General features: G+C 75.0%; 10 protein-coding genes and 1 pseudogene. 3 read left to right on the top strand and 8 right to left on the bottom strand.

Annotation, left to right across the window (positions count from 1 at the left end):
* Positions 1–1,256: pseudogene (locus ACFV0O_RS19990) on the bottom strand (hypothetical protein); the annotation flags it as partial.
* Positions 1,257–1,332: 76 nt separating this feature from the next.
* Positions 1,333–2,334: an SMI1/KNR4 family protein gene (locus tag ACFV0O_RS19985; RefSeq protein ID WP_360259340.1), complete on the bottom strand. Its 1,002-nt coding sequence runs from the start codon at positions 2,332–2,334 to the stop codon at positions 1,333–1,335.
* Between the two features lie 613 nt (positions 2,335–2,947).
* On the opposite strand from ACFV0O_RS19985, the gene ACFV0O_RS19980 reads away from it, so the two are divergent.
* Both ACFV0O_RS19980 and ACFV0O_RS19975 read left to right on the top strand, forming a co-directional pair.
* A complete protein-coding gene (locus ACFV0O_RS19980) occupies positions 2,948–3,409 on the top strand; it encodes a YwqJ-related putative deaminase (protein ID WP_380343349.1) in 462 nt (153 codons plus the stop codon).
* A gap of 92 nt (positions 3,410–3,501) precedes the next feature.
* Complete coding sequence (locus ACFV0O_RS19975) at positions 3,502–4,029, top strand: SUKH-3 domain-containing protein (protein ID WP_380343358.1); 528 nt, start codon at positions 3,502–3,504, stop codon at positions 4,027–4,029.
* A 168-nt stretch (positions 4,030–4,197) separates the two neighbouring features.
* On the opposite strand, the gene ACFV0O_RS19970 is transcribed toward ACFV0O_RS19975, so the two are convergent.
* Positions 4,198–5,466: a sensor histidine kinase gene (locus ACFV0O_RS19970; RefSeq protein ID WP_380343346.1), complete on the bottom strand. Its 1,269-nt coding sequence runs from the start codon at positions 5,464–5,466 to the stop codon at positions 4,198–4,200.
* Positions 5,467–5,725: 259 nt separating this feature from the next.
* On the opposite strand from ACFV0O_RS19970, the gene ppc reads away from it, so the two are divergent.
* The gene (ppc, locus tag ACFV0O_RS19965) at positions 5,726–8,524 is read left to right on the top strand and encodes a phosphoenolpyruvate carboxylase (protein ID WP_380343343.1); all 2,799 of its coding nucleotides are present in this window, start codon (positions 5,726–5,728) and stop codon (positions 8,522–8,524) included.
* Positions 8,525–8,598: 74 nt separating this feature from the next.
* Here the strand turns inward: ppc and ACFV0O_RS19960 are convergent, their stop codons facing one another.
* The 5 genes from ACFV0O_RS19960 to ACFV0O_RS19940 all read right to left on the bottom strand — a co-directional run bounded on the left by ACFV0O_RS19960 (position 8,599) and on the right by ACFV0O_RS19940 (position 11,982).
* Positions 8,599–9,618: a hypothetical protein gene (locus ACFV0O_RS19960; protein WP_380343341.1), complete on the bottom strand. Its 1,020-nt coding sequence runs from the start codon at positions 9,616–9,618 to the stop codon at positions 8,599–8,601.
* Positions 9,608–10,129, bottom strand: a complete 522-nt coding sequence (locus ACFV0O_RS19955) for a SigE family RNA polymerase sigma factor (protein ID WP_380343338.1) — start codon at positions 10,127–10,129, stop codon at positions 9,608–9,610. Before ACFV0O_RS19955 ends, ACFV0O_RS19960 begins: the two co-directional genes overlap by 11 nt.
* 118 nt (positions 10,130–10,247) lie before the next feature.
* Positions 10,248–10,460: a hypothetical protein gene (locus ACFV0O_RS19950; RefSeq protein ID WP_360259325.1), complete on the bottom strand. Its 213-nt coding sequence runs from the start codon at positions 10,458–10,460 to the stop codon at positions 10,248–10,250.
* Between the two features lie 241 nt (positions 10,461–10,701).
* A complete protein-coding gene (gene pth / locus ACFV0O_RS19945; protein ID WP_360259323.1) occupies positions 10,702–11,280 on the bottom strand; it encodes an aminoacyl-tRNA hydrolase in 579 nt (192 codons plus the stop codon).
* Positions 11,281–11,394: 114 nt separating this feature from the next.
* Complete coding sequence (locus ACFV0O_RS19940; protein ID WP_380343335.1) at positions 11,395–11,982, bottom strand: 50S ribosomal protein L25/general stress protein Ctc; 588 nt, start codon at positions 11,980–11,982, stop codon at positions 11,395–11,397.
* Positions 11,983–12,170 lie beyond the last annotated feature (188 nt).

Genomic DNA, 12,170 nt, shown 5'->3' with positions numbered 1-12,170 from the left:
CCCCCGGGCGGGGCGAGCATGGTCGGCGCGTGCTCCACCGGCGCACCGGGCGCGGCAGCCGGGGCGCCGGGCAGACCGGCGAGGCCGGGCACTCCCCCGGGCGGGGCGAGCATGGTCGGCGCGTGCTCCACCGGCGCACCGGGCGCGGCGGCCGGGGCACCCGGCAGGCCCATCAGCCCGGGCACGGCGTCCGGCGGCGCGAGCAGCGTCGGCGCCGGCTCGACGGCCGGGGTGGGAGCGGGTGCCTGGGCCGACGGGGCGGCCGGGGGCTGGACGGCGGACGGCGGGACCGGGGGCACGCCGTAGCCGCCGCTCGCCGGCGGCATCAGCATGGTCGCGGCCTCGGCGCCGGCCGGCGCGGGCGCGTCGGGCCGGTCCGACCCGGTGGTCCGCAGCCCGTCGGGCATCAGGACGGTCGCCGCCTCGGCGCCGGCCGACGGCCCTGCGAGCGGCCCGGCGGGCGGCCCGGCGGGCGGTGCGAACGGCGGTGCGAACGGCGCGACCGGCTCGACGGGCGGCGGCAGGGGGACGGCGGTGCCCGGCTGCGGCGGCGCGATGACCGGCGGCACGATGACCGGCGGCGCGACGTCGGGCGGCGGGGCCAGCATGGTCGGTGCGTCCCCGGCCGGACGGTCGGAGACCGGCGGCTCGGTCAGCACGGCGGGCGCGGGCGGCACCGGCAGGGCGAACGGGTCCTCGGCGGGCCCGGGAACCGGCGCGGGCGCCGACGCGGCAGCAGGCACGGGCGCAGCGGGCGTCGGCGCGGCAGGCGTCGGCGCGGCAGCAGGCAAGGGCGCAGGCGCACCGGCGCCCAGTCGCTCCGCCTCCGCCGCGATCGCCGCGGCCCCCGCCTCCTGCAGCCACTGCGGCGGGCTGAGCAGGAAGGACGTCGCCTCCACCGGCCCGGGCGCGGGCTTCGCCGCCCCGGCCGGGTTGGCCGCGACCGGCCGCCCGTAGACCTCCTCGAACTGCCGGACGACCTCGTTGACGGGCAGCGCGGGCCAGAGCGTGCTGGCGCCCGAGTCCCGCGCGATCACCAGCCGCGCCTCACCCGAGCCGGACCCGCCCGAACCCGGGCCACCGCCCGGGCCGTCCGGGCCCGCGGCCCCGTCCCCGGCGCCGTCCCCGGGCGGCATCGCCCAGCAGACGAAGCCCAGGTCGAACTCCCGGACCCGCACCTCGCGCTGCTGCGAGCGCGGCACCCCGCCGTTGATCCACTCCTCGGCGAGCTCCTGCGCCTGCGCGTACGTCACCACGCCCGGTTCACCCCTGTCCGCATCCTCGTCGTCCCCCGTTCCACCAGCACCACCGCCATCGCCGCGTCCCCGTGCATCAGCCCACCGGGACGGCCCGGGCGAACCCGCCGTCCACCATCAGTTCCGCGACCGTCTCCAGCTCCGGCGGGCTGCCGGCCAGCCGCAGCAGGAAGTCGTCGAAGTTCTCGCCACAGGGCAGCAGCAGCCGGGCGCAGCGGTCCTCCGGGGCCTCCGGGGCACCGGAGTCGCGGGCATCGTCGTACAGGTGGAACCAGACCGAACCGGTCCGCTCGCCGCGCACCTTGAGCGCGACCAGGCCGCCCTGCGCGTAGGCGACGGCCAGGAAGTCCTTGGTGAGGTGGTCGCGCAGGCACTTGTTGGCGTACACGACGTCCTCGGTGCCGTACTCCTCGGTGAGGGTCAGGAACGGCTGGTCGAGCAGCAGACCGAGGTCGGTGTCCAGCGCCACTCCGACGGGGCCGCGGCCGCCGCCGAGCTTGAGGAAGGTGCGGTAGGCACCGGGCAGCCGGTAGCCGAGGCGTTCCTCGGCGCGCTGGACCAGGTCCTCGGCGACGCCGATCGGGTCGCCGCCGTCCTTGGCCAGCGAGAAGTGGACGGGCCGGCGCTCCTGCAGCGGGCGGGTGCCGCGGCGGGTGTGGTCGGCGGCGGAGGTGGCCAGGCCGCCGTGGTGCCGCAGCAGTGCCTTGACCTCGACCGGGACGAGTTCCATCCGGCGCCAGCCGGGGGCCGCGCCGCCGACCGCGTGGTGCCAGGTCCAGCCGGGCGGGGTGGCCACGGCGGTGTCCAGGTCGGCCCAGAGCGGGTGGCCCTGGGTGTAGAGCGCGGCGTTGGCCGAGACGTAGTCGGTCAGTCGCAGCTCGTCCACGCCGAAGCCGTCCGGCGGGTCGGCGACCTCGGCCGCGGCGGCCGCGTACGGGCCGAAGTCCGGGTAGCCGTACTCGTCCACGCTGACCCCGGCGGGGTGCCGCTCGGCACGGACCGGATCCGGGAACTGCACCACCTGACCTGCGTACGCCGCGTTCGGTGCGGCGGCGACGCCGGGCCGACCTGTCGTCATCTGGGAGCCCCCACTGGCTGCTGCAAATACTCGGTGCTTGCTGGCACCAGCCTAGGGGGTCCCCTCGAGGCCCGGACCCCCGGCTTTGTGGAGAAGCCGCGCGGGAACGGACCGGCCCGCCACGGTCCGCCCGGCGCCCGCGCCACCCGCTCCCGCCGCGCCCCGACGAGGCGCGGGTGCGGGGCGGCCGAGTGGTTCGTGGACGGCCGGTCCGGCGGCCGGGAACGGCCCGGCACGGCGCCCCGGCTGACGGGACGCGGGCTGCGGGCGGGCCGCACGGGCGGCACCGGGAGGCCTCAACGTCCGCCGCGGGCACCGGAGTCGGCCCGGCCGACGACCCCGGGGTGGCGGCCGCGCCGCCCTCGCTCCCCCGGCCCGCCGCCGGAACGGTACCGGCCGCCGTCCGGGCCGGAGGGGGTTTCGGTACATCAGCGGACAAGTCAGGACGCGGCGGAGCGCGTTCCGCCAGCATCGGGCGGGTGCCCGTCCGATCCGCCCGGTATCCGTCGCCGCCGCACCCCGGTTGTACGGATGTCGGTGTCGTTTGACAGGCTTGGCCAGGACCGGCCGGGCCATTCCGGCCGACACCGGGCAACGAGGAGGAGGACGACGGATGACCAGCGGTGAGCCGGCGGACCCGCCCGTGCTGCGCCACCACCGCGACAGCCTGCTGCCCGCCGTCGCCGCCGCGCTGTCGCTCAAGGGCGGCGAGGTGCACACCCTGGCGGGCGGCAAGGACGAGCGGCGCCCGGTCCTGCACCACCTGGTCACCGGCTTCCTGGACACCGTGCCGCTGGAGGCCCGCGAGCGGTTCACCGGCCGCTGCCCGGAGGCCGTCCTGCTCTCCCAGTACCTGACCGCGGTCGACGGCCGACGCTCCAAGCGCGCCGCCCGCAAGCCGATGAGCCTGCACGAGGCGCGCAAGGCACTCAAGGGCGCCCGGATGACGACCGTCCGGATCCGCGAGGAGGGTGATCCGGCGCACGGCACCCACGCCCCGCCGTGCCGCTCCTGCGCCCCGATGCTGGAGCACTTCACCGTGCAGAGCGTGGCCATCGGGCCCCCCTCGCGCTGACCGGCCGAGTGCCGGCCCGGTCCGTCCCCCGTCCCCGAGCCCAGGAGTCCGCCCTGAACCCGCCCAGCCCGCCCCCACCCCCGCCGGCCACCCTGACCGCCGCCGGCGACCAGGCCACCGGCGCCGCCGGGCGGACCCGCCCGCGCTTCCCCGCCGACGTCGCCGCCGAACTCAAGTCGGCGGGCTGGCACCCCGGCCGCTGGGAGATGCAGCAGGCCGAGGAGTGGGCCGACACCCTGGTCGGGCACGGCGAGCCCACCGGCGCGCGGCACGCGGTGTTCCCGGCGGCGGTGGAGGCCTGGGCCGAGTTCGGCGGCCTCGCCTTCGACCTGTCCGGTCCTGGCCGCCAGCTGGCCCGCACCCCGTTCCTGATCGACCCGCTGTGCGGCCTGCACCAGCCCCGGACCCTGCTCGACCTCGGCCGGGCGCTGGGCGTCCAGGTCGCCCCGCTCGGCGAGGAGGCGTACGGGCAGGCGCTGCTGGCCGTCGACGAGGAGGGCCGGGTCTACAGCCTGGACCACACCGGCGAGTGGTTCCTCGGCCACGGCATCGACCAGGCGATCACCGCCCTGGTGCTGGGCACCGCTCCGGAACGGCTGCGCACGGCCGACGGCTACTGAGAGGCCGGCGGGCACCGGGGCTTCGGGCACCGGGCTTCGGGCACCGGGCACCGGAAGACCGGCCGGAGGAAGACCGACCGGAGAACACCGGCCGGGGGTGCCCCGCCAGAACGGCCGCCGGCCGCCGGGGCACCCGTCGGCACGAACGGCACCGGGAACGGCCGACGGCTACCGCAGCCGCTCGGCCCGTACCGCCAGCCGGGACGGCAGCACCGCCTCGACCCGGAACCCGCCGTCCGCCTCCGGCCCGGACGAGAAGGTGCCGCCCAGGGCGATCACCCGCTCGCGCATCCCGACCAGCCCGTTGCCCCCGCTGGGCAGTTGGGCCGCGCCCCGCTCCCCGCCGGGGCAGGCGTTCACCACGCTGACCCGTACCCCGTTCGGCGCGTACGCCAGCAGGACCGACACCTGTGCGCCGCCCGCGTGCTTGTGCGCGTTGGTCAGCCCTTCCTGGACGACCCGGTAGGCGGTCTGCTCGGCCTCGCCGGTGAACTCCTGCCGGCTGCCGCTGACCGTCAGCGTCACGGCCATCCCGGCCGCCCGGGACTGGTCCACCAGCCGCGGCAGCCCGGCCAGCGAGTCCGGCTCCGGCGGCCGCTCGTCGTCCATCCGCAGGACGCCGAGGATCTCGCGCAGCTCGTTCAGCGCCTGCCGGCCCACCTCGCCCATCAGTTTGGCGCTCTGTGCGGCCTTCTCCGGGTCCTTGCCGGCGATCCGCTCCAGCGCCCCGGCGTGCACCACCATCAGCGACACCCGGTGCGCCACCACGTCGTGCATCTCCCGGGCGATCCGGGTGCGTTCCTCCAGCCGGGCCCGGCGGGCCCGCTCCTGGGCCTGTTCGGCCAGCAGGTCCAGCTCGGTCTCCAGGCCGTGCGCGCGGTCCTTGAGCGACTCGATCAGCCGGCGCCGCGCGCCCACGTACAGACCGGTCACCACCGGCGGGACGGTCAGCCCGACCGCGACCAGCACGGCTATCAGCACCTGGCCCCAGAGCGGCGGCGGCTCCGCCCCGGAGTCGCCGGGGGTCAGCATCGACACCATCATCACGGCGACCGCCTCGGCGAAGGCCAGCGCGGACAGCGCCACCACCCGCCAGCGCCGCGAGGGCCACTCCCAGGTCTCCGCCAGCGTGTACAGCGCCACCACCAGCAGCAGCACGCCGAGCATCCCGGGCATCGCGACCAGGGTGACCAGCACCGGGACGGCCGGCCAGCGCCGGCGCAGCACCAGCGATCCGCCGGCCAGCGTGGCGAGCACCGCGATCCCGACCTTGCCCGCGGTGGTCAGGTCCACCCGGGCGGACAGGAAGGCGATCGTGCTGACCGCGCACTCCAGCGCGGCGAGCAGGGCCAGCCCGATGTCCAGGAAGGCGCTGCGCGGCCGCTTCCACCACCAGAACGACCGGTCCGGCGCGCGCTCCCCAGGCGACTTGCTCATGTCCGACAGACTATGCGGCAACCCCCACCCCTCCCCACCGGGATTGTCCGGCACACCTCCCGGGTCCGCCAAGTGGTCCAGACCACAGGCGCCCCTCGGCGGCGCTGTCCGCCATCCGGCCACCTCGCGGACAGGGCACGCCCCGACACCTATGCTGGTCGCGTCGGACAGCGCGGTCCGCACGCGTCACACCCGCCACACGCCTGTGGACCTGTGACGATGAGCCGTTGCCGAACCCCACCACCACAGGGAGCCAGCCGTGACCGCTCCGGTCCCCAACCCGGCGGACAGCCCCACGCCCGTCGTCGCTGACAACGCAGCCCTGCGGGCGGACATCCGCCGCCTCGGCGACCTGCTCGGCGAGACGCTGGTCCGCCAGGAAGGCCCCCAGTTGCTGGGCCTGGTCGAACAGGTCCGCCTGCTCAGCCGCACCGACGGCGAGGCCACCGCCGAACTGCTGTCCGGCATCGACCTGGACACCGCCGCCAAGCTGGTCCGGGCGTTCTCCACCTACTTCCACCTCGCCAACGTCACCGAGCAGGTGCACCGCGGCCGCGAGTTCGCCACCCGCCGCGCCCGGGAGGGCTCGCTCCTCGCGCAGACCGCCGACCAGCTCGCCGAGGCCGACCCCAAGCACCTCCAGGACACCCTCGCCCACCTCGCGGTCCGCCCCGTCTTCACCGCGCACCCCACCGAGGCCGCCCGCCGCAGCGTCCTCAACAAGCTGCGCCGGATCGGCGAACTCCTCGACCGCATCCACCGCGAGGAGCTCGCCTCCGGCCTCGTCGCCGCCGACCCGGCCCGCACGAGCAGCGCCAAGCGCTCCGCCGACCGCCGCCTCGCCGAGGTCATCGACCTGCTCTGGCAGACCGACGAGCTGCGCATCGCCCGCCCCGAGCCCACCGACGAGGCCCGCAACGCCGTCTACTACCTGGACGAGCTCTACCGCGAGGCCGTCCCCGAGGTCCTGGAGGAACTCCAGGAGGAACTCGCCCGGGTCGGCCTCACCCTGCCCGACGGCGTCCGCCCGCTCACCTTCGGCACCTGGATCGGCGGCGACCGCGACGGCAACCCCAACGTCACCCCGCAGGTCACCTGGGACGTCCTCAACCTCCAGCACGAGTACGGCATCAAGGACGCGCTGGACGCCATCGACGACCTGCGCAACACCCTCTCCACCTCCGAGCGGCTGGCCGGCGCCTCCGTCGAACTGCTCGCCTCGCTCAACACCGACCTGCACGTGCTCCCCGAACTCAGCCCGCGCTACAAGCGGATGAACGCCGAGGAGCCCTACCGCCTCAAGGCCACCTGCATCCGGCTCAAGCTGGAGAACACCCGCGAGCGCCTGGCCGGCGGCACCCCGCACGTCGAGGGCCGCGACTACCTCGGCACCCGCGAGCTCGTCGCCGACCTGCGGCTGATCCAGGAGTCGCTGCGCTCCCACCGCGGCGAGCTCATCGCCGACGGCCGCCTCGCCCGCGCCATCCGCACCATCGAGGCCTTCGGCCTCCAACTCGCCACCATGGACGTGCGCGAGCACGCCGAGGCCCACCACCACGCCCTCGGCCAGCTCTTCGACCGCCTCGGCGAGGAGGCCTGGCGCTACGCCGACATGCCGCGCGAGTACCGGCAGAAGCTGCTCGCCAAGGAGCTCCGCTCGCGCCGCCCGCTCGCCCCCACCCCGGCCCCGCTGGACGAGGCCGGCACCAAGACCCTCGGCGTCTTCAACACCATCCGCGAGGGCTTCGAGCGCTTCGGCGACGAGATCGTCGAGAGCTACATCATCTCGATGTGCCAGGGCGCCGACGACGTCTTCGCCGCCACCGTCCTGGCCCGCGAGGCCGGCCTGATCGACCTGCACGCCGGCATCGCCAAGATCGGCATCGTGCCGCTGCTGGAAACCACCGACGAACTCCAGCAGGCCGACCGCATCCTCGACGAGATGCTCTCCGACCCCTCCTACCGCCTGCTCGTCTCGCTGCGCGGGGACATCCAGGAGGTCATGCTCGGCTACTCGGACTCCTCCAAGTTCGGCGGCATCACCACCTCCCAGTGGGAGATCCACCGCGCCCAGCGCCGGCTGCGCGACGTCGCCCACCGCTACGGCATCCGGCTGCGCCTCTTCCACGGCCGCGGCGGCACCGTCGGCCGCGGCGGCGGCCCCTCGCACGAGGCCATCCTGGCCCAGCCCTGGGGCACCCTGGAGGGCGAGATCAAGGTCACCGAGCAGGGCGAGGTCATCTCCGACAAGTACCTGCTCCCCTCCCTCGCCCGGGAGAACCTGGAGCTGACCATCTCCGCCACCCTCTCGGCCTCGGCGCTGCACACCGCCCCGCGCCAGGCCCCCGAGTCGCTGGCCCGCTGGGACGCCGCGATGGACCAGGTCTCCGAGGCCGCCCACACCGCCTACCGCGGCCTGGTCGAGCAGGAGGACCTGCCGAAGTACTTCTTCGCCGCCACCCCGGTCGACCAGCTCGCCTCGCTGCACCTGGGCTCCCGCCCGTCCCGCCGCCCCGACTCCGGCGCGGGCCTGGACGGCCTGCGGGCCATCCCGTGGGTCTTCGGCTGGACCCAGTCCCGCCAGATCGTCCCCGGCTGGTACGGCGTCGGCTCCGGCCTCGCCGCCGCCCGCGCGGCGGGCCTGGGCGACGTGCTGGACGAGATGTACGGCGAGTGGCACTTCTTCCGCAACTTCCTGTCCAACGTCGCGATGACGCTGGCCAAGACCGACCTGCGGATCGCCAGCCACTACGTCGAGCAGCTGGTGCCCGGCGAACTGCGCCACGTCTTCGACCAGATCAAGGACGAGCACGCCCTCACCCTGCGCCAGGTGCTCCGGCTCACCGGCGAGAGCGAACTCCTGGAGCACAACCCGGTGCTGAAGCAGACCTTCGCCGTCCGCGACGCCTACCTCGACCCGATCTCCTACCTCCAGGTCGCGCTGCTGCGCCGCCAGCGCGAGGAGGTCGAGGCCGGCCGCCACGACGACCCGCTGCGCGCCCGCGCGCTGCTGCTGACCGTCAACGGCATCGCCGCCGGTCTGCGCAACACCGGCTGACCCGGGGCACGCCGACAGGGGCCGACGGCGCGTGCCGTCGGCCCCTGCACGTTCCGCGGGGTCCGCGGGGTCCGCTAGCGCACCTCGACCACCAGCGGGCCGTACCTCGCCTTGATCCGTGCCCCGGCCGACTCCCACTGGGGGGTGCCGACCACCACTCCGGCACCGTCGCCGCCGACCACCACGGACCCGATCTCCACGCCCTCGGACTGCCAGTACGCGCGGTCCCCGTCGATCCTGCCCACCAGGACCTCCTGCTCGTCGCGCGAGGCCGCGGCATCGGTGAACTGCAGCTTCACCGAGGGCCAGTCGGCCGCCGCGCCGGCCACCGCGGCGTCCAGAGCGCTGCCCGGAACGCGCATCACGTAGAGCGTGCCGGTCTCCGCGTCCCGGCAGCTGCCGAAGTAGTGGTCCCGGTAGCCCGTGTTCGCCACCCTGTCGACGGCCTCACCCGCCCGCGCCAGATCGAGCCGGATCAGCTGCGCGGACGACAACGGGGACGACGGGCCCGAGGACGTCGGCCGGGCCGCCGGGAACCCGGTCGACGGCGAGACGCCCGACGAGAACCCGGTCGAGGGGACACCACCCGACGGGAACCCCGTCGACGGACCACCGCTCGACGGCGAGCCGGTCGACGGGAAACCCGACGAGGACCGGCCCCCGGTCGGACCTCCCGACGACGACGGGCCCGACGACGACAGGCCCGACGACGACAGGCCCGACGACGGCGAGACGGAGCGATCGTGCCAGCCCGGGGTCCGCAGCGACGTCGGCCCCTCGCAGGCCACGACCGGGCCCACCTCGTTCCAGGCCGACACCCCGGGCGTCGGACTGGCCGCGCCCGCGGGCGGGCGGTGCTCCACGCCTCCCGGGCCCCCGCCGTCGCCCAGCCGGCTCAGCATCCCCACCCCGGCTGCCAGCACCACCACCGCGGCCGTCCCCCGCAGCACGGTCAGCCACCGCGCCCGCCGCCGCCCGGCGTCCCGCAGCGCCGCCAGCGGCGCACTGCCGGCCACCGACCCCGCCCGTGTGCCGAGCCGGACGGCGAGCTCCTCCTCGAACCCGTCCGGCTGTTCCGGCCGTTCAGCCGCCATGACCCACCATCTCCTTCGCCGGTGCCAGCTCCTGCCGGAGCGTCTTCATCGCCCGCGCCAGATGCGTCTTCGCCGTGGCCACCGAGCAGCCGAGCTCCTGCGCGACCTGCGCCACCGGCAGGTCGACGTAGTAGCGGAGCACGACCACCGCCCGCTGCCGGGGCGGCAGCGTCCGCATCGCCGCCGCCAGCTGCTCGTCGTGCTCGGCCACCGGCGCCCCCGGCGAGTCCGGCAGCACGGCCGTGAGGACCTCGCGCCGGGTCCGTCGCCACCGCGAGACGTGGGTGCGGACCATCGTCGTCCGCACGTACGCCTCGGCCGCCCGCGCGTCCCGGATCGCCGTCCGCTTCGGGTAGACCCGCGCCAACGCGTCGTGCAGCAGGTCCCGGGCGTCATGGACGTCCCCGGTGATCAGGTACGCCCCCCGTAGGAGGGCCTGGTACCGAGCCGCGACGAACTCGTCGAACGGATCGGACCCGGAGCCCCCCGGGCGCATCGATTCGCGCTTCATACCCTCACGACGCCCGGCACGCCGGAAACGGATGACACCCGGGCGGGCACGACGAAGGGCGGGCACGACGAAGGGCCGGCGCCCACCACCGTGGACACCGGCCCCTGAGGACTCGTCACTACTCCGCGGGCTCGCCCGCGCGCCTGCGCTTCAGCCACAGCGCCGCGCCGCCGGCCGCCACCACCAGGCCGCCGCCGACGGCCAGCAGGCCCGCGTCGGGGCCCATCGACTCACCGAGCACCGGCTGCGCCGCCGCCGGCTCCGGGGCGATCAGCGGATCCGGCTCCGCCACCGGGTCGGCGTGCGCCACCGCGGCACCGGACAGCAGCACCCCTGCCGCTCCCAGCGCACCAGCCGTACCGACCTTCCGTCCGAGCTGTTTCAGCCGGACCCCCCGGGTCCGCCGCAGTGGGCGGACCGGACCCAAACTCCGCATCGAGAACTCCCCAGGACTCGTTCGCGTACCGGGCCGACGCTATCCGATCCCGCACAGGCTTCTCACACGGATTCAGGTTTGGCCGGTCAAGCGTTGTACGACTGTTGCGTACCCGGCGCACCGTGTTGACGGACGTTCAGGAGTTGTACGTGCCCTGGGCGCGCTCCAGCCCCTCGGACAGCAGCGCCTCCACCGCGTCGGCCGAGCGGTCCACGAACCACTCCAGCTCCTTGCGCTCGGTCGAGGAGAAGTCCTTCAGCACGAAGTCCGCGACCTCCATCCGGCCCGGCGGGCGGCCGATCCCGCAGCGCACCCGGTGGTACTCGGGGCCGAGCGACTTGGTGATCGACTTCAGCCCGTTGTGGCCGTTGTCCCCGCCGCCCAGCTTCAGCCGCAGCGCCGCGTAGTCGACGTCCAGCTCGTCGTGGACCGCGACCAGCGCGGCGGCCGGCACCTTGTAGAAGTCGCGCAGCGCCGTCACCGGGCCGCCGGAGAGGTTCATGAAGGACATCGGCTTGGCCAGCACCACCCGCTTGCCCGCCAGCCGCCCCTCGGCCACCTGCGCCCGGCTCTTGTGCGCCTTGAACTTGGCGCCCATCCGCTGCGCCAGCAGGTCCACCACCATGAACCCGATGTTGTGCCGGTTCCGGGCGTACTGCTCGCCCGGGTTGCCCAGGCCCACCACCAGCCAGGGGCCCTCGTACTCGTCCGCCATAGCGCCCTCACTCCTCGCCTTCACGCTCGACGTCATCATCCCGGACACACCGCTGCCCCGGCCGCTCCAGCGGGAGCGACCGGGGCAGCGGTCTCAGCTCTTCAGGGGCGAGGCTCAGGCCTCGGCGCCCTCGGCCTCGGCGGCCTCGTCCTCGACCGGGGCGGCCTGGGCGCCGATGACCTGCAGCACGACGGCGTCGGCCTCGACGGCCAGGGTGACGCCGGCCGGCAGGGCGATGTCCTTGGCGTGGATGGAGGCACCGGCCTCCAGGCCCTCGACCGAGACGGTGACGGACTCGGGCAGGTGGGTGGCCTCGGCCTCGATCGGCAGGGCGTTCAGCACGTGCTCGAGCAGGTTGCCGCCGGGGGCCAGCTCGCCCTCGGTGAGGACCGGGATCTCGACGGTGACCTTCTCGCCGCGCTTGACCAGGAGCAGGTCGACGTGCTCGATGCTGCGCTTGATGGCCTCGCGCTGGACGGCCTTCGGCAGCACGTACTCGTCCTTGCCCTCGATCGGGACGACCAGCAGGGCGTTCGGGGTCTTCAGGGCCATCATCAGGTCGTGGCCGGGCAGGTTCAGGTGAACCGGGGCGTGGCCGTGGCCGTAGACGACACCCGGGACGAAGCCGGCGCGGCGGGCGCGACGGGCGGCACCCTTGCCGAACTCGGTGCGGGTCTCAGCGGCAATACGGATCTCGGACACGACTGCACTCCTCGTGAAAATGGCGCGGGGGTGCAGGCAACGCGAAAAACCGCCGGGACCACACCCTCAGTACGTTCGGGGGTCACTCGGCGGCAACGGCCTGCCGGCGGACGGGAATCCGGCACCGGCAGCGCGTCGATCACGGAGCGGGCGCCCGTCGAGCAGGCGCACGGCATCCCTCGCCGAGC

The sequence above is a fragment of the Kitasatospora sp. NPDC059577 genome, assembly GCF_042735475.1.
Taxonomy (GTDB): domain Bacteria; phylum Actinomycetota; class Actinomycetes; order Streptomycetales; family Streptomycetaceae; genus Kitasatospora.
This window is presented reverse-complemented; position numbering and strand designations above follow the sequence as displayed.